The following is a 25,862-nucleotide window of genomic DNA, read 5'->3' on the forward strand; positions in this document are numbered from 1 at the left end:
GTCTGCTGGGCTTGGGAGCAACGACATTATGCACATTCGCCGTCCGCTTGCAGCGGCCATTCTGGGTTGTTCCATGCTCGCGATCGCGGGCTGCGAGACGGCTCCGCCGCCGATGGTTCGGCCCGCAGCGTTCACGCCACTGGGTGTCAGTGCGCCTTATCTCTCAGGAGCTCCGACGGGCGGCTACAAGGCGCGTTCGGCAAAGATGCGCGCCGCGAAGATCAAGCCGCTCAATCCCGCCGCCGCAAACTATTATATGATGACCTTGGCCCAAGAACTCCGCCAACAAACTGCCGGCATCGGGCTGGACGTCCTCACCGTCGGCAATAGCATTGTGATTCGTATTCCCGCGACTTTCACGTTCGACGCGGGAAGCTCGGCCGTGAAGCCGTCGACGGACGCGACGCTTCTGGAAATCGCGCGGACCGTGAAGACCAAGAACCAGACCTATGTGGACGTCCTCGCTCACACCGACACGACGGGTACGCCGCAAGGCAATCTCGCGCTTTCGGGGAAACGTGCGGCTGCCGTTGCAACCTATCTCGCCAACCATGGTGTTTCGAAGGCCCGGATCGGCTCGCATGGATTCGGCGAATCGGCCCCGCTCTACAATCCGGACGAGACCGAGATCGAAAAGGCGGGCAATCGGCGGATTGAAATCCGACTGATTCCCTACGTCGGCTAGCGTCGTTCGGCGAAGAACCGCTTGAGCTGCTCGGCGGCCTCGGCCTCTCCGATACCTCCAAGCACGTCCGGTCGGTGGTGGCAGGTCGGCTGCGCGAAGATTCGCGGGCCGTGCACCACGCCCCCGCCCTTCGGATCCTCCGCCCCGAACCTCAGCTCTTTCAGGCGCGCTATCGAGACGGCTGCGGCGCACATCGGGCAAGGCTCCAGCGTTACCCAAAGCGTGCACTCGTCCAGGCGTGAGGTTCCCAGCGTAACTCCCGCGGCGCGGATCGCCTCCATCTCCGCATGCGCGGTAGGATCGAGCGAACCCCGCATAGCATTGCGCGTCTCGGCGACAATTCGCTCACCCCTCGTCACCACCGCGCCCACAGGCACTTCGCCGTCAGCCGCAGCCTCGGCTGCAAGCTCCAGTGCGCGCCGCATCGGAGGAGGAAGGGGAAAGCTCACGCGCTCCGGCTAGCGGAGCCGAGGCTTCAAGTCACATCGCGTTGTTGGTTGTCGCTGCCGTCTGATTCTGCGGAGGCACGACCTCGAGCGAAGGCACCTTCACATTCGCGTCCCTGGTCCCGACCTTGACCGAGCCTGTCTCCACGTCGAACGCGGGCGCCTGGCCGCCCTTTGCAGTGATGCCGTTGTGCGTCGCCGCCACTTCAGGCGCCTGTGCAGGGCGGACCTGGTTGATATTGACGAAGCCGGTACCGACCGCTGCGAGGATCGCGACGACGGCGACGATCAAGACGAGGATTAAAGCGCGCATACGCCCCTAACGCAGATATGGTTGTTGAGTTGCCGCGTTCCCCGGCTGAAACGTTGACGCGAAAGCTTGGACCCGCTAACGGGCGGCGCTCTTCGGGCCTTTGGCTCGTCCAAGAAATCAGGATTAGATCATGTCGCGCGTTTGCGAGCTGACCGGCAAGGGCCGGCAGGTGGGTAACAACGTTTCCCACGCCAACAACAAGACCAAGCGTACGTTCCTGCCGAATCTGCAGAACGTAACGCTGATTTCCGACGCCCTCGGACAGAGCGTGAAGCTGCGCGTTTCGACGCACGGCCTGCGTTCGGTCGAGCATGTCGGCGGCCTCGACAACTGGCTGCTGAAGACGAGCGACGAGAAGCTCAGCACGAAGGCTCGCAAGATCAAGCGCGAGATCGTCAAGAAGGCTTCTGCCCAGGCTGCCTAAGCCTGTCCTAAGCTTCTGAAGATCAACGGATTTTCCTGAACGTAGGCTGTAACCTGCGTTCAGCATCCATTGGCCCCGAATCGGTCATAAGCCCTGCTATCGACGGGGTTTTCCCCTTTTCCCCGTCATGTCTGGAAACAGACGTTTTCCCTCGCGTCGCGTAACGAGGGGGGCCCGATGCGCGTGTGTGCATCGGGCCCGATTTTTTATGGGGTCTCGAACAGCTGCGCCAACTGGTCGACCATTGCACCAGCGAGCTGGTCCGCATCCATGATGGTCACCGCACGGCTGTAGTAGCGCGTCACGTCATGGCCGATGCCAATCGCGATCAGCTCCACCGGCGACTTCCGCTCGACCCACTCGATCACCTGTCGTAGGTGGCGCTCCAGATAACTTCCGCCGTTTGCGCTCGCGGTCGAATCGTCGACCGGCGCGCCGTCGGAGATCACCATCAGGATTCGCCGTTCTTCCGGCCGAGCGATCAGGCGATTGTGCGCCCAGAGCAGCGCCTCGCCGTCAATATTCTCCTTGAGAAGCCCTTCCCGCATCATCAGGCCGAGATGCCGGCGTGAGTGGCGGTAAGGCTCGTCCGCGCGCTTGTAGATGATATGCCGAAGGTCGTTCAGACGGCCCGGGCTCGGTGGTCGTCCCGCGGCGAGCCACGCCTCGCGGCTCTGGCCGCCCTTCCAGCCCCGGGTCGTGAATCCCAGAACTTCGGTCGCAACCCCGCACCGCTCTAGCGTGCGGGCCAGGATGTCGGCACAGATTGCGGCGATGGCGATCGGGCGTCCGCGCATGGATCCTGAATTGTCGATCAGCAGCGACACGACGGTGTCGCGAAATTCGGTGTCGCGCTCGACCTTGTAGCTGAGCGAATGACCTGGGCTGATGACCACGCGAGCAAGCCGCCCGGAGTCGAGCAAGCCTTCTTCCTGATCGAAGTCCCAGCTTCGCGCCTGCTGGGCCATGAGCCGCCGCTGCAGGCGGTTGGCCAACCTTGTGACGACATTTTGCAGGCCACCCATCTGCTGGTCGAGGTAGGCGCGCAGGCGCCCGAGCTCCTCCTCGTCGCAAAGTTCCGCCGCCTCCACGATCTCGTCGAACCGCGTGGTGAAGGCCTTGTAATCGGTCTCGGGTGAGAGCTCCCAATTGCGCCGTGAAGGCGACGCAAACACGCTCTCCGCCAGATCGTCGCCGGGAGCCGCTTCTTCCTCCCCGGCCTCCATTTCCTGCCTACTGTCGGATTCGCCTGAGGAGTCCTCCGTCTCCTCACCGCGCATTTCGACATCGCCGCCGCCCGGCGTCCCTTCGTCGCCCTCTTCGGCGGCATCCTCGCTGCCCCCCTCGTCGCCCTCTTCGTCATCGCCGCCTTCGTCCGGCTCTTCTTCGAGCGGATCTTCTGCCGACGCGAGCTCGAGGTCCTCGAGCAACTGCCTCGAGAGCTTCGCGAAGGCAGCCTGGTCGTCGAGCGTCAGTGCAAGCAAATCGAGCTCGGCGCCCGCTTTCTCTTCGATCCAGGACGAAACGAGCCTCAGTCCCTGAAGGGCCGATGGCGGCGGAGCGTCACCCGTCAGTCGCTCGCGAGCGATCAAGCTTACAGCTGTCGCTAGCGGAACCTCCTCGGCATTCCGTGCCCGAACGATCGCGTCGCCGCGGACACGCGCGTCGGTCAGATGTGCGAGATTTTCGCGAACGCCGCCCATCGAGCGCGCCCCGAGCGCCTCGACGCGGGCGGTTTCAAGCGCATCGAACACGGCCCGAGCATCGGCATCGAGTGGCGCGATCCGTGAGTGCAGCCGCGCGTCATGGTGCCGAAGCCTCAGCGCTGCGGCGTCGGCCGCTCCCCGAGCTTCCGCGACCAGCTTGGGTTCGAGCCCCGCGCCGGGTGATGGCACGCGAGCGATCTTGCCTGGCGACGTCGCCGGCTCCGAAGCGAATGCGACATCCAGCTCCGCATCCTTCGCGATCGCCCGCGACGCGCTGGCGAGGGCGCGGCGGAAGACATCGATGCGTTCAGTCAAACTTACCGCCTCCGTGTCGCGAAGTTTTCACTGCCAGAGTAAGGCTCATGATCGAGCCTATAAGCGCCTGCCGATGAGCCAAGAAATCCTTTTATGAGACAGCGCAGGCAAGCATCGTGCGCCCCAGATCGGGACTCACCCGAAACGTAAACGGCCATTGACACGCATGAAAAATGCTTGAGAAATGAAGACATTAACGTTCGCTAACCATGATTCGGGGGCAACGTGGTGTATCGTAAGGCGTTCACTTTGTTCGTGTTTGTAGCGGGGGGAAGCATGGCCAAGGCGGAGGTCCCCGCGCGAGCTCTGATGGGCGTCGAACGTGTAGTCATCACCTGCGATGCCGATTCAACCCTGACCAGCGTGGAAGTGCGCGAAATCTGCGGTCAGCTCGTCAAGAAGGCGCAGTCCGCTACCCGTCTTCCAGTCGCCGCCGCAACCGCGACGGACCTCGATCCTTCAGAGCCTCGTCAAAGCGACCAACTTCTGCTGCGCGTCTCGCTTTCGGCCGCTATAGCGAAGTCCGATCGCGGCGCCCTGACGCTGACCGTCACGCCATCGCGCAACTATCCGAATTTCGAGAAAGGCAATCCGATCAAGTCCGAAGCGCAACTCGCGCGGCTTCAGAACAAGTTGGTTGTTCAGGGGCCCGTCGATGCGTTTGCAGCCATTCTCGGATCAGCTCCACCCAAGCTGCAACGACCGATCAGATCAGATCTCTAACTGGGTCCCAAACAATTTTGTAACAGGGGTATGTGTAATGAAAACCAGTACTACGCTTGCTGCCGGCGACGCTCCGGAGAACTTTGCGCCGGACGTTCTCGAAATTCACACGAACAGCTTGTCAGCCGACGGCCCGGTGTCCTTTGCTCCGACCTTGGACGTGTCTGCGGATCCATATGCAGGGACCACGGCGCCAAACGGTAAGGAAATCTGGGACGTTGAGCACGCTGCCGACAACCTGAATCGTACCGGCACGACTTGGACCGAGGGCAACTATGGCGCCCTGAATGACGGCGTACTGACCTACGGCTTCTGGACCTACGATCAGTTCATGGAGAGCTATTTCCATGAACTGCGCGACACTGACGGGACAGCCTATAACGCGGATGCATACTACGCCGAGACATACAAGATGTTCGAAGCGTTCCGCGCCGACCAGCAGGTCGCCGCGGCAAATGCGATCAGCTCGTGGGACGATCTGATCAACGTGAAGTTTGAGCAGGCCGCCCCGGGAACTGAAGCCGACATCATGTTCGGCGCCGTCTACATGAGCACCGCTGCCGGCGCTCATGCCTACTATCCGCAGGCGGAAGCGATCGACCAATATTACGGCACCGAAGAGTACGGGAAGATCAGCGGCGACGTGATGATCAACTGGTACTACAATGCCCCGAATGGCGGCAATGGCGGCACCATCCTGAACCGTCCGGCGGACAATTCCTTCTCCAATTTCTCGTACGGCTCGTACGGCAACTTCGCGATCACGCACGAGCTGGGTCACAGTCTCGGCCTGTCGCACGGCGGCGATTACAACGCCAGCAACGGCAGCCCGATCACGTACGCGAAGGATGCCTACTTCTACCAGGACTCAAATCAATACACGATCATGAGCTACTTCCTGGGCAACGTGACCGGCCAGAGCGCTGCTAATCTCGACAACCTGACGATCCTCTACGCGCAGACCCCGGCGGTCCATGACGTCTACACCGTTCAGCGGATGTACGGCGCCGATATGACCACGCGTACCGGAGACACGGTGTACGGGTTCAACAGCACTGCAGGTAAGGACGTTTTCGACTTCACCAAGAATGACCACCCGGTGCTGACGATCTGGGATGCGGGCGGAAACGACACGCTCGACCTGTCCGGCTTCAACTCGAATTCGGTCATTGACCTCAACGAAGGCGCCTTCAGCAGCGCTGGCAATAAGGTGACCGATGCGGTGAAGGCGCGGGACATGGCCGCACTGGGCATCACGACCGAAACGCAATGGCAGAACTTCCTGGCCAAGTATGCGCTCAATCCAGACGGTTCGCTGCACGACAACATCGCCATCGCTTATGGTGCAAAGATCGAGAATGCGATCGGCGGCGTCGGCAATGACACGCTGAAGGGCAACGCCCTCGGCAACCTGCTCGTCGGCAATGCCGGTAACGACACCTTCATCACGGGCGACGGCTTCGACGTGGTCAAGATGGGTGCAGGCAACGACATCTTCATCGCCGAGCAAGGCACGAAGAGCGCATCCAAGGCCGGCAGCCTTTCTTGGGATGTGATCACCGACTTCACCAAGGGCCTAGACAAGATCGACGTAAGCGATCTGGACCATGTCATGCACTTTGGTGGTTCCGGCAGGTCGGCCGGCGACCTGACGTTCAAGGTCTACGACAGCATCAATGGTGCCGAGAACGCGTTGGGCATCGATATCGACGGCCACTATGGTGCCGGCGGTGTCAGCGGCCCGGTGACGGTGGTCTTCGCGAACACCGACACTAGCACCAGCGCCGACATCGGCATGATCCTGCTGAACACCAACGGAGTGACGGCGAACGACTTCCTGTTCGCCTGATCGAAGTCAGACGTGAAAAGGAAGGCGCCTCGGGAAACCGGGGCGCCTTTTCTTTTGGGGGCTTAAGCCTTGGAGACGACGCTCTCCGGCAGATCATTGCCGAAGACGCGCTGGTAATATTCGGCAATCAGCGGCCGCTCCGCCTCGTCGCACTTGTTGAGGAACGAGACGCGGAAAGCATAGCCGACGTCGCCGAAGATGTGTGCGTTCTGCGCCCAGCTGATCACGGTACGCGGGCTCATCACCGTCGAAATGTCGCCGTTGATGAAGCCTTGGCGGGAAAGTTCGGCAACCTTGATCATTTTGTCCACGATCTCCTTGCCACCCGGCTCGTCATATTCGCCGGACTTGGCGAGCACGATCTGCGCTTCGACCGCGGCGGGCAGGTAGTTGAGCGTGGTGACGATGTTCCAGCGGTCCATCTGGCCCTGATTGATCGCCTGCGTGCCATGATAGAGACCGGTGGTGTCGCCGAGGCCAACCGTGTTGGTGGTTGCGAACAAGCGGAACCAGGGGTTCGGCCGGATCACGCGGTTCTGATCGAGCAAGGTCAGCTTGCCCTCAGCCTCAAGCACGCGCTGGATCACGAACATGACGTCCGGGCGACCCGCGTCATATTCGTCGAATACCAGGGCGACCGGATGCTGAAGCGCCCACGGCAGAAGGCCCTCGCGGAACTCCGTGACCTGCTGGCCTTCGCGAAGCACGATCGCGTCACGGCCCACCAGATCGATGCGGCTGATATGCGCGTCGAGATTGATGCGGATGAGCGGCCAGTTCAGCCGTGCGGCGACCTGTTCGATGTGGGTCGACTTGCCCGTGCCGTGATAGCCCTGGACCATCACGCGCCGGTTCTTCGAAAAGCCCGCGCAGATCGCGAGCGTGGTGTTTGCGTCGAATACGTAAGTCGGATCGAGATCGGGAACTCGCTCGTCCGCCTCGCTAAACGCCGGCACCTCCATGTCGGAGTCGACGCCGAACAATTCGCGCACCTTCACGACCTTGTCGGGTGCGGCGAGCAAGGTTTCGGCGCGGCTCTCTGGCTGGACGTTGGATAGATCGGTCATGAGGGCGCCTTACGGGATGGGACCGCCGGTCTCAACGTTCATCCGACCTTTTCGGGCAACGGAAAGAGCGTTCGGAAGCGCCTCGCCAACGCCTGGTCCCCCTCGATCCCGATCATTTCAAGCGGCGCGCCGCCATGGATTACGGCAGCAATTTCGGTCGGCGTTCCGACGAAAGTCACGTCGCAATCCTTCGCCTCGCCGCGCTGCACCTCGAGTTTACCGTCAGCGACGGTCGTGACGTACGAGGTATCGCCAAAGCGAAAACCAATACGTGCATCGAGGCCAGCGGCACGCTCTGCCGAGATCAGCGTCTGCAGCGACATGACGATCGAGACGTGGCTCATCGGCAGCGCCGGGTCGTGCAACGGGCTCCGGGCAGCCCAGCGGCCGAGCGAGGCAATGACAGGCACGGCCTCCAGACCCCACGGGGTCGCCTCATAGACCTGGATCGACGCTGGCGGGGGAAGCTTCGCTTTCCTCACGAGGCCGCGCGACTCCAGCTCCGTAAGCCGCTGGGTCAGCACGTTGGCGCTGATCCCGGGAAGGTCACTCTTCAGGTCCGAAAAGCGCCGGGGTCCGTAGGCCAGCTCACGCAGGACGAGCATCGCCCAACGTTCCCCGAGCAGGTCGAGCGCATGCGCCAGGCCGCAAGCGTCCTCGTAGCGCCGCTTTTCCTGTCTAGTTAGTTTTTCTAACTGCATAGTTGCAATTTATGACTCAGGACGGCAAAAAGCAAGCGAATCGAGTCGCGTTCAAAAGGGAGAATGAGAATGTCGCGCATGATTTTCGTGAACCTGCCGGTGGAGGATCTGCAGCGATCCAAGGCGTTCTACGAAGCCATTGGCTTCCGCAACGAACCCAAGTTCAGCAATGACGCAGCGGCGATGATGGTCCTGTCCGACACCATCTCCGTCATGCTGCTCACTCATCCCTTCTATGGCACGTTCACCCGCAAGCCGATTGCGGATGCGCACAGCAGCAGTCAGGTGCTCCTGTGCATTTCCTGCGACAGCCCGGCTGAGGTAGATCGCATTACCGACGCCGCGGCCGCTGCAGGCGGAAAGGCAGACATCGCACCCAAGCAGGAGATGGGCGACGCGATGTACGGGCGCAGTTTCGAGGATCCCGACGGTCACCATTGGGAGCCGATGTGGATGGACCCGAGCTTCGCCGAAAAAGGCGCGCATCCCGTCGATGAGGCCACCGCCGCGTAACAATGCGAGATTAGGAGGGTGAGATGCCAGTCGATCCCAATGCCGAGATCGAGATTACGGCGTTCCGCTGGGTCCCAGAGTTTGCGCAGGGCCTCGTTCGAGACCTGCGCATCCGCTGGGCGCTGGAAGAGATCGGACGCCCCTATCGCGTCCGTCTTCTCGACGCGACCAAGCCGCGCCCCGAGGAATATTTCTGCGAACAGCCGTTCGGCCAGGTGCCGATCTACAAGGACAATCAGGTCGAGCTATTCGAAAGCGGCGCAATCCTGATCCACCTCGGAATGCAGGATGAGCGCCTGCTTCCGTCGGACCATGCGGCCCGCATGCGGGGAATCGCCTGGCTCATCGCTGCGCTCAACAGCGTCGAGCCCGCGATCCTCCCGCTGTCGATGATCAACATCTTCAACAAAGGCGAAGCCTGGACCGAGGGAGCGCGGCCCAAATTCGTCGAGCGGCTCAACTATCGCCTGAAGTGCATGTCCGATGCGCTCGGCGACAAGGAGTGGCTCGAGGACCGCTTCACGATCGGCGACTTGATGTTCGTTGCCGTGCTCCGCCAGCTCAGGGGCACCGGCATCCTCGATGGCTATCCCAACCTTGCCGCGCTGGTGAAGCGCGGGGAAGCACGGCCCGCGTTCCAAAGGGCCTTGTCCGATCAGCTTGCGGTGTTCGGCGAGCATCAACCCCAGGGAGAGGCAGCATGACCTATTTCGAAGGCTTTATCGTCCCGGTTCCGGAAGAGAACCGGGAGGCCTATCGCAAGCACGCCGTGGAGGCAGAGCCCCTGTTCCGTCAGTTCGGCGTGAGGCGCGTCGTCGAGGCTTGGGACAGCGACGTGCCCGAAGGGAAGGTCACCGACTTCCGCAAGGCGGTCGACGCGCAACCGAATGAGAAGGTCGTCTTCTCCTGGTTCGAATATCCCGGCAAGGAAGCGCGCGTTTCCGCCACCGACGCCATGACGAACGATCCGCGCATGCAGGAAATGAGCAAGGACATGCCGTTCGACGCCAAGCGCATGATCTACGCTGGTTTTGACGCGATCGTCGAAGAAGGCGCTCCCGGCGGCAGCTACGCGGACGGCTTCGTCGTTCCGGTGCCCGAGGGCAAGCGCGAGGCTTATCGCGAGCTGGCGTCAAAAATGGCCAAGGTCTTCCGCCAGCACGGCGCCAGCCGGGTCGTGGAAGCGTTCGGCGACGACGTGAAGCACGGCCAGGTCACCGACTTCTACCGCGCGGTCAAAGCCGAAGATGGTGAGCAAGTCGTCTTCTCGTTTATCGAATGGCCCGACAAGCAGACCCGCGACGAAGGGTGGGCCAAGATCATGTCGGACGAGAGTCTGAAGCCCGAAGGCGACATGCCGTTCGACGGCAAGCGCATGTTCTGGGGCGGCTTCGACAAGATCGTCGATTCGGCCGGGCAGCAGACCGCTCAGCAATCCGGCACGCCCGTCTCAGCCTGACGCGGCCACTATTCCAATCTGCAACGAGGAGGTCGGACCATGACCGACGTTCGTGACACCACTGCGCCCACGCAAACCACCGGTTCCGATCAGACCGGAGCGTATATCTGGTACGAGCTGATGACCCCGGACGCCGAAGGCGCGAAGGCCTTCTATGACGCCGTCATTGGCTGGAACATCGGCGAAGGTGCCCCCGAATATCAGGGCTATCGGATGATCAACCGCAGCGATGGCGGCTTCGCCGGCGGCGTGCTCGAGCTAACCGAAGACATGAAGCAGGGCGGCGCCCGTCCGACCTGGCTCGGCTACATCTACGTGCCCGACGTCGACCAGGCGATCAGCAAGATCCAGGCGGCCGGCGGCAAGGCCATGATGCCCGCGATGGACATCCCCAGCGTCGGGCGGATCGCGATGGTGACCGACCCGCAGGGAGCGCCCTTCTACATCATGAAGCCACAACCGCCGCAGGGCGATCCGAACGCCCAGAGCGACGTCTTCTCGCCGACGGCAGAGCAGCGCGTCAGCTGGAACGAGCTGTCGACCTCGGACCCCGCGGGAGCTCGCAAATTCTATGACGGTCAGTTCGGCTGGAGCAGCGACGATTTCATGCCGATGGGCGAACTCGGCGACTATCGCTTCTGGGACCATCAAGGTCAGCGCATCGGCGCCTTCTGCGGCACCATGCCCGGGCACTCGACCAGGTGGCGCTATTATTTCCGTGTGCCGTCGATCTCAAAGGCCAAGGAAATCGTCGAGCAGAAAGGTGGAACTGTCGGCATGGGTCCGCATCAGGTTCCGACCGGCGACTGGATCATTATCGGCAGCGATCCACAGGGCGCGGAGTTCGCGCTCGTGGGCGGCGAGTGAGAGGGGAGTGGCGAAATGACCAATAAGATGACGACCTGCCTTTGGTTCGACCACGGCGAGGCGCGCAAGGCGGCGGAATTCTATGCCTCGGTTTTTCCCGACAGCCACGTCGGCAAGGTCAACAAGGCGCCCGGGGACTTCCCGGGCGGCAATGAAGGCGTCGAACTCACGGTTGAGTTCACCGTGCTCGGCAACTCATTTGTCGGGCTGAACGGGGGGCCGAACTTCAAGCCCAACGAGGCGGTCAGCTTCATGGTCGTGACGGAGGACCAGGACGAGACGGACCGCTACTGGAACGCCATTGTCGGCAACGGAGGCGAGGAAAGCGCCTGCGGCTGGTGCAAGGACAAGTGGGGCTTCTCCTGGCAGATCACGCCGCGCGTGCTGTTGGATGCCACTACGAGTTCAGACGCGGCGGCAGCCAAGCGCGCGTTCGAAGCCATGATGACGATGCGCAAGATCGACATCGCCAGGATCCAGGCCGCGCTGCGCGGGGAGAGCGTCGATGCCTGACGTATCGGACGCCCTGCTCGACCGGGCCGGCACGAGTGGGCTTAGGCCCGCGATGGACATGGCCCGGCGCGGCAGCCAACCATTCCCGAACGAAAGTCCGGAGTATCGCGAGGCGCGCACGGAATTGTTGGCGGAGGAAATCGAACTTCGGCGCCACATTCAGCGCGTGGCGGAGATGCGCCGCGCTTTGCCGGACGGAGGCGAAGCCAGTGACCGCTACAGGTTCCTGGACGCGGACGGAAAGGAGCATCGTCTCGCCGACCTGTTCGGCCGGCACGACACGCTCTTTACCTACTTCTGGATGTACGGTCCCGAGCGTGAGCGCCCCTGCCCGATGTGCACGTCATTCGTCGGTTCGCTCGACATTCCGGCGGTGGACATCGAACAGCGGATTTCGATGGCGATCATCGGGCGTTCGCCCGTCGCACGTCAGCTCGACTTCGCTCGCGAACGCGGTTGGAACAACCTCAAGTTCTACCAGACGGTCGGCGACGACTTCGCTCGCGATTATCGCGGCCTCCAAGACGACGGAAGCGAGTGGGCGATGGTTCAGGTGTGGAAGCGCGAGGGCGACAAAGTGAGGCTGTTCTGGGCCGCCGAGGGTGGCCCCGAGACCGCCGACCCCGGCTTCGATCCGCACCTTGCGCCCGATCCGACGCCGCTCTGGAACATCCTCGACTGGACGCCCGGCGGGCGTGGGACGGATTGGTATCCGAAGCTGGAGTATAATGCGTGAGCCTGGAACTCTTCGGTCACCCGTTCAGCAGCTACACGCAAAAAGTCCTGATCGCTCTTTGGGCGAACGAGACGCCCTTCGAGTACCGCTTGCTGGAGCGGGAGTATCCGGAAAACGCGGAGATCCTGAAACGGCATTCGCCGTTCGGATTGTTTCCGCTTCTGCTGGATGACGGACAGCCGGTGATCGAAAGCACGCCGATCATCGAGCATCTGCAGGCCTACTATCCGGGCAAGAACGTGTGGATCCCTGATGGCGAGCTCGGCCGGCGCGTTCGCCTATTGGACCGCTTCCTCGACCTTTACGTCATGGGCAACATGCAGGTCCCGGTCGCCGACAAGCTTAGACCCGATGGCACCCAGGATGCATTCGGTGTCGAGCGGGCGCGGCAGAAGCTGCACATCGCGTACGACTGGCTCGAGGGTCAGGTCGGCGAGCCTTATGCCGTCGGCGAGCAGTTCACGATGGCCGACTGCGCGGCGGCGCCGTCGCTCTTCTATGCGGACTGGGTCGAGGAGATGGGCGACAGCAGGCCGAAGCTGAAAGCCTATCGGCAGCGGCTATTGGCACATCCCGCCGTCGCCCGCGCGGTCGATGAGGGACGGCCTTACCGGCATTACTTCCCGCTTGGCGCGCCAGACCGGGATTAAGCGAAAGCCGGCGCCTTCTTCAGCAGCTGGTAGGCTTCGATCACTTCGGTGAGGCGGCCTTCGTACGACCGGTCGCCGCCGTTCTTGTCGGGGTGGTATCGCCGCACGAGGCCCGAGTAGCGCTGGCGGATCGAGTGACGGTCGGCGTCCTCGCCGAGGCCGAGCACCGACAGCGCACGCTGCTCATCCCGACTGAAGCGCGACGGCCTCTCGGACTTTCGGATATGTCCGAAGCGCCCGGAGATTGCTTCGAGGGGGTCGGAGAAGTCGCTCCATTTGGGCGGCGGGTCGGCGCCGTTGGAAGCGAAGCGCCGGCTCGGACGCTCCCATCCGGCCAGTGGGGACTGGGCGTGGTGGATCTCGTCCGGGCTCATGCCCTCGAAGAAGTTATATTTGGAATTGTGTTCCCGGACATGGTCCAGGCACAGGAAGCGCCAGGCTCCCGGACCATCGAAGTTGGCGGGCTGAAGCGGCGCCTTGAACTCGCCGGGCGCATCGCAGCCTGGGACGGCGCACTTCGCCCTCGCCCCCTCGACCCGTCCGTGCATCCTCGCGTGTTTCGAAGCCATAGAACCTTTCTATATAGGTCCAATGAACGCTCAAAAAACCGGTCCGGTGGCGACTGAAATGCTCGCGCGGCTCAATTCGGCGCTTTCGCCCAGCAGCATCGAGCTGGTCGACGATAGCGAGCAGCATCGCGGCCATGGCGGCTACAATCCGGCGGGCGAGAGCCACTTCAGCCTGCGCATCGAAAGCGCCGCGTTCGCGGGCAAGTCGCGTGTCGAGCGGCAGCGCATGATCTACACCGCGCTCGGCGACCTCATGCGCGAACGCGTCCACGCATTGTCGATCCGCGCGACGGCTCCAAACGAATGAAGTGGGGCGACCCTTAGGGCCGCCCCTTCAGAGGTTAGAACGCGAGCGAGACGCCGATCCGGCCGCCCACAGAGACGTCGCCCTGCTGCTGTTCAGCGTTGACCTCCGCGACGAAGTTCATCGAAGAACCACCGCCAACGACGCGCAGTCCGCCACGCCAGCCGCTGGTGCGGTCTTCCGGCACGAGCGTGAACTGCTCGCCGTCCTTGAAGTTGGCCGTGGTGTTGCCGAGGCTTCCGCCGATAATCTGACGGCGGCCGCCTTCCAGCTCCACACGCGCCCAGCCGTCGTCGGGGTTCATGCTGAGGAAGTCGTATCCGACGGTGAGCATGCCCGTCGCAGCGGCTTCGTTGCTGTTCCGGCTCTGGACGGTGAGGTTGAAGGCATCGCTCTCACCGGTCTCGGTGTAGCCCTTCTCGTTGAGCTTATAATATTCGAGCCAGCCGTTTGGGCGGAAGGTGAAGCGTCCAGAACGAACGTCGTACGAGACACCCGCGGTGCCCGAGTAGAGCGTGCCGTTCCACGAGCCCTTGGCAGTCCGAGTGATCAGGTCTGCCTCGTCGACCGTCGTGCTGAAGAAGCGCTTGTTCTCGAACTTGATGAAGCCGACCGTCGCGCGCGCCCAGGCGTGAAGCTGCCCGAACGTGCCGCGCCAATAGACGCCGCCTTCATAATGGTTGCTGGTCAGCTCGTTATTGTCGTGGCCGTCCTTGCCCCAGAGATAGGCTGCAGTCAGGCCGACACTGCCCAAGTCGCCCACGTCGATGTCGTAGCCTGCCGTCGCTCCCCAGCCCTTGAGGTTGTAGCCGGACGTGTCGCCGATCGACTTGGTCGATCCCCACGCGACTTGCTGGATCCAGAGACCGGACATCGGGCGCGGGTCGGCGAGGATTTCAGCTGCGAGCCTTGACCCCTTCGTCGCCGTTTCGAACGTACCGCCAGCGTGGTCGGGCATCAGCTGCTGCAGCGTGTTCTTCACATCCTTGTCGTTCTGCGCTGCGAGGAACGTCGCAGCAACGATCGAGTCCGAATCCGCAGCGTCGAGTGCCGCATCGAAGATCGCGCTTTCCGAGCTGTTGAGATCGAGCTCACTTGCGCTCTTGCGCTGAAGATCGAGCGTCACGGTCCCCAACGTCGCGTCCGAGGACAGCGTCCCGTCGAAGAGGAAGGGCAGGTTTACAGCGGAAAGGTTGCCGGCGCCGGTAAGCGTACCCGCATCGATGATCGTATAGCTGCCTTCCTGCGTGCCAACGCGGTCGAGCGTCACGACGATGTTCGAACCAGCTGCGAACGTCGCGGCGCCCGCGACGTTGTAAAGCGTGTGTCCGGTGTCACCGATGGTTACGCCAAGGTTCGATCCGGTACCTGCATTCAGGGAACCGAGGTTCACGGTGCCGAGCGTCTTCACGTCGAGCGTTCCGCCGTTGCCGATATTCACTGCAAGGTTGCCGCTGTTCGCAAGCGTGCCGCGGAATAGGCCGGTCCCCGAAAGGCTGAGCGTGTCCGCACCGCCGCCGAAGTCGATCTTGCCCAGGACGGTGCCTGCCTGAACGTCGAGCGTGTCCGCACCGGCGCCGAAGAGGATGTTTCCGGAGATCGCCGGAGCTGTGGCGCCGGTAGCAACTGGAGCGACCTGACGGATCGTGGCGCCCGAAACCGAACGCACGTCAATCGCCGTCGCAACGTCGCCGAGCGTCGCCGCATCGCTAACTCCGATCACGCCACTGTTCTGGATCAGCTTCAGCGTTCCGGAATTATCGACGATGGCCGTCGCCGAACCGGCGGTGCCGGAGCGGATGACGTTGATCGTGCCGCTGTTGGTCAGCGAGTTCACCGTGGCACCGGCATCGATCAGGATGCCCTGCGAAACCGCCGTAGCCGCTCCGCCACCTTGCGCATTGATTGCGCCCGTGTTCGTGATCTGCGGCACGTTGGCGCCAGCACCGATGTGGATCGCCGTGGCGCTGGCGGTGTTGCCGGTGGCGCGAATGTTGCCGCTGATCGTCATGCCGCCAGCGATGTTCACGGCATGGCCGGTTCCACCGATCTGCAGGCCGGTCGAGTTGATCCCGCTGTAGATACCGTTGCCGGTGATGTTGCCACGGACGACGAGGCCAGCCGTCGTCCCGGCGACAGTGCCGACGTTGATGTCCTGTGTCGTAGAGCCGACGACCATCGCCGGAGCCGAACCATAACTGGCGATATCCGCACGGGTTTCAGCTGCGTCAGCGATCCCGTCATTGTCCTCGTCGGTCTTGTTGGGATCGAGGTCGGGCGGCGGAGCGTCGAGCAGAATGCCGCCTGCGACATTGCCGGCCACGACTACCGCTGGGCCGCCTTGGAGCAAATCGTCAGCGTCGAGCTTGGACGGATCCGCCGGAACGGTAAGGGACCGGTATCCGGTCGTATTGACTACGCCCTGAAGGATAAGGCCGCCACCGATGTCGCCGCCGATCTGGACGCCGATTGCGTTGGCACCCTGCACCTTGATGCTGCCGCCACTGCCGATGCTTACGTTGCCGGTGACATTCCCCGTCCGGACGCCGACACTGTTGTCGCCGAGCACGTTGATCGCACCGGTGCTGCTGAGCGAACCGTTGAGCGTGCTGTCGAGCGCGATACCCGCCGACTGATTACCCTCGATCGTGATCGAACCCGTGTTCACGAGTGCGCCGGTGAAAGTGCCGCCTGATAGCACGTGGATGCCGAAACGGTCGGTTCCCTGCGCGAACGGTCCGTCGAGGTCGCCGTCCTTATCGGTATCCGTGGCGGTGTAATTCTCGTCGATCGTGATCGAGCCGCTGTTGGTGATGTTGCCGGTGAACCCCGGGTTGGCGACGATGCCGGCCGAGTTGTTCGCGCCGGTGATCTGGATCACGCCTTCGTTCTTCACATTATTGTTGCTGTTTATGGTCACGGCGACGCCGGTCGTCGGCTTCACTGAGCCTGTCGAGCTGATCCGGAGGTCGCCTGTCGTGCTGGTCAGCTGAGGCGTGGTGACAGCAGTGCTGATGACGGTTTCGGCGTTGGCAGGCATGGCGAGAACTGCCGCCAGGGCGCCAAGCCCGGTGGACGCGAGGAGAAAGCGCATCGAGTAGATCCCTTTTTGTCCGGCAGCCCCCGGCTACCGGTGGTTGTCATGCGCATCCTCGATCCGCGCCGCACGCCAGCGCAGAGGGATGCTTATGTTATTGAGGAGCCGGACGCGGCGAACGCCACGGCCGTTGAACCCCCGGAACGAGGCCCCGTAGGCGCTTTTACAGCTGAAGCCAAGATGAACAGCTGTTAAGCCGTTGAAAGGGCATTGGAACCGGTATCGCGCTTCCTCGCAACGCTCGGGAAGGTTAAGGCGGAACCATGGACGAAGCATTCGAAATGACGATTTCCCCGGTCACGCATGACCTCGGGGCTTTCAAGGTCAATCGCACCCTCCCCTCGCGGCAGCGAACCATGGTCGGCCCCTTCATCTTCGTCGACGAGTTCGGCCCGGCGCGGCTCCCGGCTGGCCAAGGCATGGACGTACGCCCTCACCCGCACATCAACCTCGCGACGGTCACTTATTTGTTCGAAGGCGCCATCGAACATCGCGACAGCATCGGGTCCCACCAGGTGATCGAGCCGGGCGCAATCAATCTAATGACAGCAGGCCGCGGCATCGTTCATTCCGAACGCTCGCCGCAGGCGCTGCGGCCCGGCGGACCAAGCCTTTACGGGATGCAGACGTGGCTCGCTCTTCCCGACGGGCGCGAGGAGATCGACCCGGCTTTCGACCATGTGCCGGAGGACGGCCTACCGTTGATCGAGGACGGTGCAACCAGCGCGCGCGTGCTGATGGGCACCTTGTGGGGCTCCACCGCCGCGACCCCGCAGCATAGTTCGACGATCTATGCCGACATCGAGCTCGGCTCGGGTGGATCGATTCCTGTGGAAGCGAACGCCGACGAGCGCGCCATCATGCTGGTCGGCGGCACGGCCGAGCTCGATGGCGAGCGGCTCGACCCCTTCACGCTCTACGTTCTGAAGCCAGGACACGAGCCGCGTCTTTCGAGCATCGGCGGGGGACGCGCGATGCTGCTGGGCGGCGAGGCCTTGAAGACGCCGCGCCACGTCTTCTGGAACTTCGTTTCCTCTTCACGCGACCGCATCAACCAGGCGAAAGACGACTGGAAGGCGCTTCGTTTCCCGCTCGTCCCTGGCGATGAGCAGGAGTTCATTCCCATTCCAGAGGTGCCGAAAACGGTCAGCTATCCGTGACCCAGTTCAGGCGGATCCCGCTTCGTACAGGAGTGACGCTCAACGTCGCACTTGCAGGGGATCCCGCCAGTCCTGCAGTAATCCTGCTGCACGGTTTCCCGGAGTCGCATCGCACCTGGCGTGAAGTCGCGCCGCGGCTGGCTGAGCGATTCTATCTCATCATGCCCGACCAGCGCGGGTTCGCCGGTTCCGACCGGCCGCAGGACGTGGACGCGTACAAGACCGACACCTTGATAGATGACATGTTCGCCCTTGCCGACGCCCTAGGCCTTCAGGAATTCGCTCTTGTCGGCCACGACTGGGGCGGCGCGATTGCCTGGCCTTCGGCGCTACGCAACGACCCACGGCTCAAGCGGCTCGCCATCATCAATGCGCCTCACCCGGTCATCTTTCAGAAGAGTCTGATCGAGAGCAGCGATCAGCGCGCCGCCTCCCAATATATCACGGCGTTCCGAACACCCAACTTCGATAAGGTCGTCGAGAAGCAGGGGTACGACTGGTTCTTCGACAAGACTTTTGCTGGTCACGTTGACGTGACCAAGATTCCTGAGGCGGAAAGGAAGCAATTTATCGCTGAATGGTCGCAGCCCGGCGGCTTCAATGCGATGCTCAACTGGTATCGCGCCGGAAAGATGATCGTCCCGCCTCCGGGTATCACGGTGCCATTGCCCGATTGGTTGCTGCGCGCTTTCCCGAAGGTGACAATCCCGACGCTGGTGATCTGGGGCATGAAGGACAGCGCGCTTCTTCCCCTGCAGCTGGATGGACTGGATGAGCTGGTCGACGACCTGACTGTGGTGGAGCTTCCGGAGGCCGGTCACTTCGCACCTTGGGAAGCGGGAGAGGAAGTCGCGAAGACGCTGGAGCCCTTCCTTGCGGCACCTGCGGACGCTAGGGCCAACTGAACATGACCCAGGCCCGTTCACGTTCCCGTTCTGCCGCACGGCTTGCGGCAGTCCAGGCGCTCTACCAGCATGAGATGGAGAGCACGCCGCTGCCGCGCCTGCTCAAGGAATTCCACGACCATCGCCTCGGCGCGACGATCGAGGATGAGCGTTATCACGATGCCGAGCGCGACTTCTTCGACGATATCGTGACCGGCGCGGATGCTCGGCGCGAGGAAATCGATATTCTGATCAGCGGACGGCTGGCGGAGGGCTGGAGCCTCGAACGGCTCGACCGGCCCATGCGTGCTCTCCTCCGCGCAGGCGCATATGAGCTGATCGCCCGGCCCGACGTTCCGGTCGGCTCCGTCATCTCCGAATATGTCGATGTCGCGCACGCCTTCTACGACAAGCGCGAAAGCGGATTTGTGAACGGCCTCCTCGACGCGATCGCGAAGGAGGCGAGGCCGGCGCGGGCTGAGTGATGCGTGAGCGGGAGGTCATCGCGCGGCTTCGTCGGATCGCCACGTCCCCCGAGGCGCGTGGCCTGCTCGACGACGTAGCGGTGATGGGCCGCCTGGTCATCACCCACGACACGATTGCCGAGCACGTCCATTTCCTGAGCTCCGACCCCGCTGGCAGCGTGGGCTGGAAGCTTGTGGCAGTGAATCTGTCCGACCTCGCCGCCAAAGGCGCGAGCCCGGCTGGGGCTCTTCTTTCCCTGACAATCACAAGCTCCGGCAAATGGGAGCTCGACTTCCTGAGCGGCATCGAAGCCGCTTGCGAAAGCTACGGCTTGCCACTGCTTGGCGGCGACACGATTTCGCTGCCGGACGGAGCGCCGCGCGTGCTGGGCCTCACCGCCATCGGTCACGCCGGCAAAAGAGTACCCGACCGCGCCGGTGCCAAGCCAGGAGATTCCCTGTGGCTCATCGGAACCGTCGGCGATGCCGCCGCCGGGTTGGCGCAGCTGCAGGCGGATCGCCATGCGACCGGGCCGCTGGTCGAAGTCTATCGCCGCCCGGTTCCGCTACTCAGCGCGGGCCAAGTACTGGCCCCCCGCGCCAACGCGATGATGGACGTGTCAGACGGCCTGCTCCTTGATGCGGAGCGGATGGCGCAGGCCAGTGGCTGCCGCGTGCGGATCCACCTCGACACGCTTCCGCTTTCCGCCGCATTCATAGAGGATCGCGGTCAGGACCTGAACGCCCGGCTATTCGCTGCCACCGGCGGCGATGACTATGCGCTCCTCGCCGCGCTCTCTCCGAAGGTCGACCCGTCAACACTTTCTTTACCAGAAGGGACGACGATTGAGCGCATCGGGAGCCTTGAGGCCGGCGCGCCATCGGTCCGTCTGCTGAATGAAGGCCACCCCGTTCCGTTGCCGGAGAGATTGGGTTTTGAGCATTCGTTCGATCACCGCCGGGGGCTTTCCGTACCGCCAATGGGCGATCGGCATTAGCGGCCTCTTGTCAGGCGTGATGGTCGCGCTTTTGCTTCACTGAGGCATTAACCCAGCGCGGTTGCCAGCCGCGAAAACGCTTCCTACAACCTCCGCACTTCCGGGTGGCCAACCAGTTCCTCCGGCCAGGCCGGCTTGCCTAAAAACAACGGGGAAGCGTGAACGCATGAATTCCGGCATCAATCTACTATACGTAGCAATCGTCTGCGGCCTCTTGGCCGTGCTCTACGGTATTATCACCAGCCGCCAGGTGCTCAGCCTCTCGGCCGGCAACCAGCGGATGATCGAAGTCAGTGCCGCGATCCAGGAGGGGGCAGCCGCCTACCTCCGGCGCCAGTATACGACGATCGCCATCGTCGGTGTCGTCGTTGCCATCATCATCGGCGTGTTCCTGGGCGCACTTTCGGCGATCGCATTCGTGATCGGCGCAGTGCTTTCGGGCGCTGCCGGTTTCATCGGCATGAACATCTCGGTGCGCGCCAACGTCCGCACAGCCGAAGCTGCTCGCAGTAGCCTCCAGAGCGGCCTTACCACGGCGTTCCGCGCCGGCGCGGTGACGGGCCTGCTTGTCGCCGGCCTGGCGCTGCTCGCGATCTCGGGGCTGTTTTGGTACCTCACGGGTCCCGGTGGATACGCGCCCAACGACCGTCCGGTCGTAACCGCGCTCACCGCCCTCGCACTCGGCGCTTCGCTCGTTTCGATCTTCGCGCGTCTCGGTGGCGGCATTTTCACTAAGGCCGCCGACGTCGGCGCTGACCTGGTCGGCAAGGTCGAGGCCGGAATCCCGGAAGACGATCCACGCAATCCGGCCGTCATCGCCGACAACGTCGGCGACAATGTCGGCGACTGCGCCGGCATGGCTGCCGATTTGTTCGAGACCTATGTCGTCACCGTCGGCATCACCATGGTGTCCATCGCACTGGCCCTCGGTAACTCACCGCTGCTTCTGCCGCTGATGATCCTTCCGCTGCTGATCGGCGGCGTCTGCATCATCACTTCCATCATCGGCACCTACATGGTCCGCCTCGGCGCCAAGGGTTCGATCATGGGCGCGCTGTACAAGGGCTTTTGGACTGCGACGCTGTTGGCCATTCCGGCCATCTATCTGGCGGCCAAAGTCTCATTGGGAGACCTCAACCAGACCATCACCACGACGTCTGGTGCCAGCTTCCCGGCAATGAACCTGTTCTGGGCGAGCCTGATCGGCCTCGCCGTCACGGCGCTCATCGTCTGGATCACCGAGTACTACACCGGCACCAACTATCGCCCGGTCCAGTCGATCGCTCGCTCGAGCCAGACCGGCCACGGCACCAACATCATCCAGGGCCTAGCGATCAGTCTCGAATCCACCGCCCTTCCGACCATTGTGATCATCGTCGGCCTTATCGCCAGCTACCAGCTCGCGGGCTTCCTCGGTGTAGCATTCGCGGCATCGGCGATGCTTGCGCTTGCGGGCATGGTCGTCGCACTCGACGCTTACGGCCCGGTCACCGACAACGCCGGCGGCATCGCCGAAATGTCGGGCCTCGAGGAGGACGTGCGCACCCGCACCGACGCCCTCGATGCAGTCGGCAACACCACGAAGGCGGTCACCAAGGGCTACGCCATCGGTTCGGCCGGCCTTGCCGCGCTCGTTCTGTTCGGCGCTTACACGGCCGACCTCCACGAGTTCGGCAGCTCGATCGGCATTACCACCGATCTCGACAAGCTGTTCAGCCTGTCGAACCCGTACGTCATTGTCGGCCTGCTGCTCGGCGCGCTCCTGCCCTACCTCTTCGGAGCAATGGGCATGACGGCCGTCGGCCGCGCTGGCGGTGCGGTGGTAGAGGAAGTCCGCGGCCAATTCCGCGATAACCCGGGGATCATGGATGGTTCGGTCCGCCCGAACTACGCGCGCACGGTCGACCTCGTCACCCGCGCCGCGATCCGCGAGATGATCCTGCCGTCGTTGCTTCCGGTGCTTGCCCCGATCGTCGTTTACTTCGCGATCGGTGCAGTGGCAGGCAAGGAGAACGGCCTCGCTGCTGTGGGTGCCTTGCTCCTCGGCGTCATCGTCTCCGGCCTGTTCGTCGCCATCTCGATGACTTCGGGCGGCGGCGCTTGGGACAATGCCAAGAAGTATATCGAAGACGGCAATTACGGCGGCAAAGGCTCGGAAGCTCACAAGGCTGCCGTGACTGGCGACACCGTCGGCGATCCCTACAAGGATACCGCCGGTCCCGCCGTCAATCCGATGATCAAGATCACAAATATCGTCGCTCTGCTGCTGCTTGCAGCACTGGCTGCGCACGCCGCCGTCTGAGCCACTCAACTACTGAACTTCAGCCCCGCCGCGGTCCGCCGCGGCGGGGCTTTTCTTTGTCCCCCTTCGCGCCCATCTGCGCGCCATGCCTTACGCGATCCGCATCCATGAAGTCGGAGGGCCGGAAGTCCTTCAGTGGGAAGAAGTTCAGGTCGGCGAACCCGGCCCCGGGCAAGTTCGGCTCCGGCAGGAAGCGGCGGGCGTCAATTTCATCGACGTCTATCATCGCACCGGCCTCTACAAGCAGGACTTGCCGTTCACGCCAGGCGTCGAAGGCGCAGGTATTGTCCATGCGGTAAGCTCTGATGTCACCGATCTTAAGGTCGGCGATCGGGTCGCTTATGCCGGATCCATTGGCGGCTATGCTGAAGAACGGCTGATCGACGCGTCTCGCGTGGTGAAGCTCCCGGACGCCATCTCGTCAGAACAGGCGGCCGGCATGATGCTGCGCGGCCTGACGGCGCACATGCTTCTGCGCGGCGTGCACCGCGTGCAGGCGGGCGAAACTATTCTCGTCCATGCCGCTGCAGGCGGCGTCGGCCTGATCATGTGCCAATGGGCGAAGGCGCTGGGCGCTACCGTCATCGGGACGGTCGGCAGCGACGAGAAAGCGGCGATCGCCCGCGCCCACGGCTGCGATCATCCGATCGTCTACACGCGGGAGGACTTCGTTGCCAGGGTCGACCGCATCACCGACGGCGAGAAGCTACCCGTCGTCTACGACGGTGTAGGCCGCGACACCTTCATGAAGTCGCTGGACTGCCTGCATCGGCGGGGGATGATGGCGAGCTTCGGCAACGCATCCGGACCCGTCGACCCCTTCCCGCCAGCGCTACTCGCGCAGAAGGGCTCGCTGTTCCTGACACGACCGACGATGAACGACTATGTGGCCACGCGTGAGGAACTCGAGCAGGCGGGGAAGGACCTGTTCGATGTCGTCGCCAGCGGCGAGGTGAAAATCGAGGTGAAGCAGCGGTTTGCCTTGAAAGACGCTGCCGAGGCCCACCGCGCTTTGGAAGCGCGGAAGACCAGCGGATCGACTGTCCTGACGATCTAAGCGGCGCCACCTTCCCTTTTTGGGGCCGCACCGCTAAGGCTCCGCGACTTTTTGCACTTGAACGGAGAGGAATCGCTTGGCCAAGGAAGAACTACTCGAGATGCGCGGACGGGTTGTGGAGCTGCTGCCCAATGCGATGTTCCGCGTCGAACTCGAGAACGGCCATGAGATTCTCGGCCACACGGCCGGCAAGATGCGCAAGAACCGTATCCGCGTGCTCACCGGTGACGAAGTGCTCGTCGAGCTGACGCCCTACGACTTGACCAAGGGCCGCATCACTTATCGCTTCATGCCCGGCCGCGGAGGCCCGCCCGGTTATCCCTGATGCGCCTGGTTCTCGCTTCGGCGAGCCCACGCCGCATCGACCTTCTTGAGCGGATCGGCGTCACACCCGACGCGGTCGTTCCTGCCGACATCGACGAAAGCGTTCCGAAGGGCGAGTTGCCGCGGCAGCATGCGCTGAGGCTTGCACGCGAGAAGGCGCAAGCGGTGGCGACGAAGGAAACGGGCGCGCTCGTGCTCGCAGCCGACACGGTCGTCGCAGTAGGACGGCGGATCCTTCCGAAGGTGGAAGACGAAGGCACCTTGAGAGCTTGCATGCACCTGCTCTCCGGACGCCGTCACCGCGTGCTCACTGGCGTTGCGCTTGCCATTCCCGGCGTCGGCATCCGCGAGCGGCTGGTCGAGACGATGATCGCGATGAAGCGCCTCAGCGAGGAAGAAATCGACTATTATGCCGGCCATGGCGAGTGGCGCGGCAAGGCGGGTGGCTATGCATTGCAGGGGTATGGCGAGGTCTATGTTCGCCAGATCGCCGGCAGCTATTCCAACGTCGTCGGCCTCCCGCTCGCCGAAACGCGCGTGCTGCTGAAGTCGGCAGGATATGACATCGCCTGAGTGGCTGATCGAGCGCGGGATCGGCGAGACCCGCGCAGCGCTCGTCCGGGATGGCGAGATCATCGAGGCGCGGATCGGGCTGGACGGCGTCGTCCCAGCTGGGAGCATCCTCGCGGCGCGGCTGGCAAATATCGGCACCAATGGCCGCAATGCTATCGCGATCGGTGAAGGCGGCGTGGAGTTTCTGCTGCCCAAGGGTGCTCCAAAGCTCACGCAAGGCGCGACACTGATCGTCGAAGTGACGCGCGAGACGATCCCCGGCCGGGAGCCGTGGAAGCATCCCCTCGCCCGGATCACCGACAAGCAGCCTCAGATCCTTCCGCGGATGGGTTTGGATGGGCAGGCGCGTGAGCTGACCTTCCCCGCGCCGGATGACGAACTTGAGCGAGCGGGCTGGGACGACCTCATCGCTCAAGCGCGCAGCGGGATCGTCGCTTTTGCCGGCGGCGAATTGAGAATAGCCGCGACCCCCGCGATGACGCTGATCGACGTAGACGGCTATCTCGCGCCCGAAGAACTCAGCGTCCTCGGGGCCACGGAAGCCGCACGGGCGATTCGCCGCCTCGACATCGGCGGGTCGATCGGCATCGATTTACCCACCGTGGCCGGAAAGTCAGCCCGCCAGACTGCAGCGGCGGCGATCGATCATCTGGTGCCCCAGCCGTTCGAACGGACCGCGGTCAACGGCTTTGGATTCATTCAGATCGTTCGGCCTCGCCGAAGGGCATCGCTACTGGAACTGGCGCAGGATCGCGCCGGTTTCGAAGCCCGCGCTTTGCTTCGGCTAGCTGCTTTAGAAGAACCCGGACCGAAACGTCTTGTCGTTCACCCGTCCGTTGCCGAGTTTCTTGGACGCAAGCCACAATGGCTCGACCTCTTGGCGGGCCAGGTCGGCGGAGCGATCGAGTTGCGAGCAGACCCTTCGATCGCCATCTATGCCGGATATGCCGAAGCAGTCTGACAAGTCGAAAGTGTGCCCCTTGTGCGGGAAGCCTGGGTCGCCCGAGCACGCCCCTTTTTGCAGCCGCGGATGCAAGGATCGCGACCTCCTGAAGTGGCTCGGTGAGGGCTATCGTATCCCCGGCCCACCTGCCGATCCCGAAAGGGTGGACAGCGACGGGAGTGACGGTTAGTGAGCGCGCTCGCTTGAACGGGCGCCCCGC

The 25,862-nt window shown here is 63.1% G+C and carries 29 protein-coding genes; 22 read left to right on the forward strand and 7 right to left on the reverse strand.

Features of this window, described 5'->3' with window-relative positions; translation table 11 throughout:
* Nucleotides 1–73 precede the first annotated feature (73 nt).
* The gene (locus AC4GYV_RS11530) at nucleotides 74–685 is read left to right on the forward strand and encodes an OmpA family protein (protein ID WP_491100847.1); all 612 of its coding nucleotides are present in this window, start codon (nucleotides 74–76) and stop codon (nucleotides 683–685) included.
* On the opposite strand, the gene AC4GYV_RS11535 is transcribed toward AC4GYV_RS11530, so the two are convergent.
* Nucleotides 682–1,110, reverse strand: coding sequence for a nucleoside deaminase (locus AC4GYV_RS11535; RefSeq protein WP_491100848.1), 429 nt, complete (start codon nucleotides 1,108–1,110; stop codon nucleotides 682–684). The two genes, AC4GYV_RS11530 and AC4GYV_RS11535, sit on opposite strands and share 4 nt — an antisense overlap.
* A gap of 55 nt (nucleotides 1,111–1,165) precedes the next feature.
* Nucleotides 1,166–1,444 carry a hypothetical protein gene (locus tag AC4GYV_RS11540; RefSeq protein WP_491100849.1) on the reverse strand — a complete coding sequence of 93 codons (279 nt, stop codon included), beginning with the start codon at nucleotides 1,442–1,444 and terminating at the stop codon, nucleotides 1,166–1,168.
* A gap of 130 nt (nucleotides 1,445–1,574) precedes the next feature.
* On the opposite strand from AC4GYV_RS11540, the gene rpmB reads away from it, so the two are divergent.
* Nucleotides 1,575–1,868: a 50S ribosomal protein L28 gene (gene rpmB, locus AC4GYV_RS11545; protein ID WP_491100850.1), complete on the forward strand. Its 294-nt coding sequence runs from the start codon at nucleotides 1,575–1,577 to the stop codon at nucleotides 1,866–1,868.
* Nucleotides 1,869–2,074: 206 nt separating this feature from the next.
* Here the strand turns inward: rpmB and cobT are convergent, their stop codons facing one another.
* Complete coding sequence (gene cobT, locus AC4GYV_RS11550; RefSeq protein ID WP_491100851.1) at nucleotides 2,075–3,889, reverse strand: cobaltochelatase subunit CobT; 1,815 nt, start codon at nucleotides 3,887–3,889, stop codon at nucleotides 2,075–2,077.
* A 276-nt stretch (nucleotides 3,890–4,165) separates the two neighbouring features.
* Here cobT and AC4GYV_RS11555 point away from each other — a divergent pair, with 276 nt between their 5' ends.
* Nucleotides 4,166–4,612: a hypothetical protein gene (locus AC4GYV_RS11555; protein ID WP_491100852.1), complete on the forward strand. Its 447-nt coding sequence runs from the start codon at nucleotides 4,166–4,168 to the stop codon at nucleotides 4,610–4,612.
* 37 nt (nucleotides 4,613–4,649) lie between these two features.
* Entirely contained in the window at nucleotides 4,650–6,461 is a 1,812-nt protein-coding gene (locus tag AC4GYV_RS11560; RefSeq protein ID WP_491100853.1) for a M10 family metallopeptidase C-terminal domain-containing protein, read from the forward strand.
* Between the two features lie 62 nt (nucleotides 6,462–6,523).
* Here the strand turns inward: AC4GYV_RS11560 and cobS are convergent, their stop codons facing one another.
* Complete coding sequence (gene cobS / locus AC4GYV_RS11565; RefSeq protein ID WP_491100854.1) at nucleotides 6,524–7,528, reverse strand: cobaltochelatase subunit CobS; 1,005 nt, start codon at nucleotides 7,526–7,528, stop codon at nucleotides 6,524–6,526.
* Nucleotides 7,529–7,566: 38 nt separating this feature from the next.
* A complete protein-coding gene (locus tag AC4GYV_RS11570; protein WP_491100855.1) occupies nucleotides 7,567–8,229 on the reverse strand; it encodes a winged helix-turn-helix transcriptional regulator in 663 nt (220 codons plus the stop codon).
* Nucleotides 8,230–8,298: 69 nt separating this feature from the next.
* Here AC4GYV_RS11570 and AC4GYV_RS11575 point away from each other — a divergent pair, with 69 nt between their 5' ends.
* Genes AC4GYV_RS11575 through AC4GYV_RS11605 form a run of 7 tightly spaced genes read left to right on the forward strand, consistent with a single transcriptional unit; the run spans nucleotide 8,299 to nucleotide 12,967 of the window.
* Nucleotides 8,299–8,742: a VOC family protein gene (locus tag AC4GYV_RS11575; protein WP_491100856.1), complete on the forward strand. Its 444-nt coding sequence runs from the start codon at nucleotides 8,299–8,301 to the stop codon at nucleotides 8,740–8,742.
* Between the two features lie 23 nt (nucleotides 8,743–8,765).
* Entirely contained in the window at nucleotides 8,766–9,446 is a 681-nt protein-coding gene (locus AC4GYV_RS11580) for a glutathione S-transferase family protein (protein ID WP_491100857.1), read from the forward strand.
* Entirely contained in the window at nucleotides 9,443–10,201 is a 759-nt protein-coding gene (locus tag AC4GYV_RS11585; RefSeq protein WP_491100858.1) for a DUF1428 domain-containing protein, read from the forward strand. Before AC4GYV_RS11580 ends, AC4GYV_RS11585 begins: the two co-directional genes overlap by 4 nt.
* Before the next feature lie 39 nt (nucleotides 10,202–10,240).
* Nucleotides 10,241–11,068 carry a VOC family protein gene (locus AC4GYV_RS11590; protein WP_491100859.1) on the forward strand — a complete coding sequence of 276 codons (828 nt, stop codon included), beginning with the start codon at nucleotides 10,241–10,243 and terminating at the stop codon, nucleotides 11,066–11,068.
* A 15-nt stretch (nucleotides 11,069–11,083) separates the two neighbouring features.
* Nucleotides 11,084–11,581: a VOC family protein gene (locus AC4GYV_RS11595; RefSeq protein ID WP_491100860.1), complete on the forward strand. Its 498-nt coding sequence runs from the start codon at nucleotides 11,084–11,086 to the stop codon at nucleotides 11,579–11,581.
* Entirely contained in the window at nucleotides 11,574–12,317 is a 744-nt protein-coding gene (locus AC4GYV_RS11600; RefSeq protein WP_491100861.1) for a DUF899 family protein, read from the forward strand. Before AC4GYV_RS11595 ends, AC4GYV_RS11600 begins: the two co-directional genes overlap by 8 nt.
* Nucleotides 12,314–12,967 carry a glutathione S-transferase family protein gene (locus AC4GYV_RS11605; protein ID WP_491100862.1) on the forward strand — a complete coding sequence of 218 codons (654 nt, stop codon included), beginning with the start codon at nucleotides 12,314–12,316 and terminating at the stop codon, nucleotides 12,965–12,967. The genes AC4GYV_RS11600 and AC4GYV_RS11605 overlap by 4 nt, the downstream gene beginning before the upstream one ends.
* On the opposite strand, the gene AC4GYV_RS11610 is transcribed toward AC4GYV_RS11605, so the two are convergent.
* Nucleotides 12,964–13,536 (reverse strand): J domain-containing protein, encoded by a 573-nt coding sequence (locus tag AC4GYV_RS11610; protein WP_491100863.1) that lies wholly within the window; start codon nucleotides 13,534–13,536, stop codon nucleotides 12,964–12,966. The two genes, AC4GYV_RS11605 and AC4GYV_RS11610, sit on opposite strands and share 4 nt — an antisense overlap.
* 22 nt (nucleotides 13,537–13,558) lie before the next feature.
* Here AC4GYV_RS11610 and AC4GYV_RS11615 point away from each other — a divergent pair, with 22 nt between their 5' ends.
* Complete coding sequence (locus AC4GYV_RS11615; RefSeq protein ID WP_491100864.1) at nucleotides 13,559–13,843, forward strand: BolA family protein; 285 nt, start codon at nucleotides 13,559–13,561, stop codon at nucleotides 13,841–13,843.
* 34 nt (nucleotides 13,844–13,877) lie between these two features.
* Here the strand turns inward: AC4GYV_RS11615 and AC4GYV_RS11620 are convergent, their stop codons facing one another.
* Complete coding sequence (locus tag AC4GYV_RS11620; protein ID WP_491100865.1) at nucleotides 13,878–16,934, reverse strand: autotransporter outer membrane beta-barrel domain-containing protein; 3,057 nt, start codon at nucleotides 16,932–16,934, stop codon at nucleotides 13,878–13,880.
* Between the two features lie 266 nt (nucleotides 16,935–17,200).
* On the opposite strand from AC4GYV_RS11620, the gene AC4GYV_RS11625 reads away from it, so the two are divergent.
* The 10 genes from AC4GYV_RS11625 to AC4GYV_RS11670 all read left to right on the forward strand — a co-directional run bounded on the left by AC4GYV_RS11625 (nucleotide 17,201) and on the right by AC4GYV_RS11670 (nucleotide 25,832).
* The gene (locus AC4GYV_RS11625; RefSeq protein ID WP_491100866.1) at nucleotides 17,201–18,097 is read left to right on the forward strand and encodes a pirin family protein; all 897 of its coding nucleotides are present in this window, start codon (nucleotides 17,201–17,203) and stop codon (nucleotides 18,095–18,097) included.
* Entirely contained in the window at nucleotides 18,094–19,002 is a 909-nt protein-coding gene (locus AC4GYV_RS11630) for an alpha/beta fold hydrolase (RefSeq protein WP_491100867.1), read from the forward strand. Before AC4GYV_RS11625 ends, AC4GYV_RS11630 begins: the two co-directional genes overlap by 4 nt.
* Nucleotides 19,003–19,004: 2 nt before the next feature.
* A complete protein-coding gene (gene nusB, locus AC4GYV_RS11635) occupies nucleotides 19,005–19,466 on the forward strand; it encodes a transcription antitermination factor NusB (protein WP_491100868.1) in 462 nt (153 codons plus the stop codon).
* Nucleotides 19,463–20,443, forward strand: a complete 981-nt coding sequence (gene thiL, locus AC4GYV_RS11640) for a thiamine-phosphate kinase (protein ID WP_491100869.1) — start codon at nucleotides 19,463–19,465, stop codon at nucleotides 20,441–20,443. Before nusB ends, thiL begins: the two co-directional genes overlap by 4 nt.
* Before the next feature lie 166 nt (nucleotides 20,444–20,609).
* A complete protein-coding gene (locus AC4GYV_RS11645; RefSeq protein ID WP_491100870.1) occupies nucleotides 20,610–22,745 on the forward strand; it encodes a sodium-translocating pyrophosphatase in 2,136 nt (711 codons plus the stop codon).
* A gap of 85 nt (nucleotides 22,746–22,830) precedes the next feature.
* A complete protein-coding gene (locus AC4GYV_RS11650; protein WP_491100871.1) occupies nucleotides 22,831–23,802 on the forward strand; it encodes a quinone oxidoreductase family protein in 972 nt (323 codons plus the stop codon).
* 76 nt (nucleotides 23,803–23,878) lie between these two features.
* Nucleotides 23,879–24,127 (forward strand): translation initiation factor IF-1, encoded by a 249-nt coding sequence (infA, locus tag AC4GYV_RS11655; protein ID WP_491100872.1) that lies wholly within the window; start codon nucleotides 23,879–23,881, stop codon nucleotides 24,125–24,127.
* The gene (locus AC4GYV_RS11660) at nucleotides 24,127–24,699 is read left to right on the forward strand and encodes a Maf family protein (protein ID WP_491100873.1); all 573 of its coding nucleotides are present in this window, start codon (nucleotides 24,127–24,129) and stop codon (nucleotides 24,697–24,699) included. The genes infA and AC4GYV_RS11660 overlap by 1 nt, the downstream gene beginning before the upstream one ends.
* Nucleotides 24,686–25,660: a ribonuclease gene (locus AC4GYV_RS11665; protein WP_491100874.1), complete on the forward strand. Its 975-nt coding sequence runs from the start codon at nucleotides 24,686–24,688 to the stop codon at nucleotides 25,658–25,660. Before AC4GYV_RS11660 ends, AC4GYV_RS11665 begins: the two co-directional genes overlap by 14 nt.
* Entirely contained in the window at nucleotides 25,644–25,832 is a 189-nt protein-coding gene (locus tag AC4GYV_RS11670; RefSeq protein ID WP_491100875.1) for a DNA gyrase inhibitor YacG, read from the forward strand. Before AC4GYV_RS11665 ends, AC4GYV_RS11670 begins: the two co-directional genes overlap by 17 nt.
* Nucleotides 25,833–25,862 lie beyond the last annotated feature (30 nt).

Source organism: Sphingomonas sp. SP4 (genome assembly GCF_058313375.1).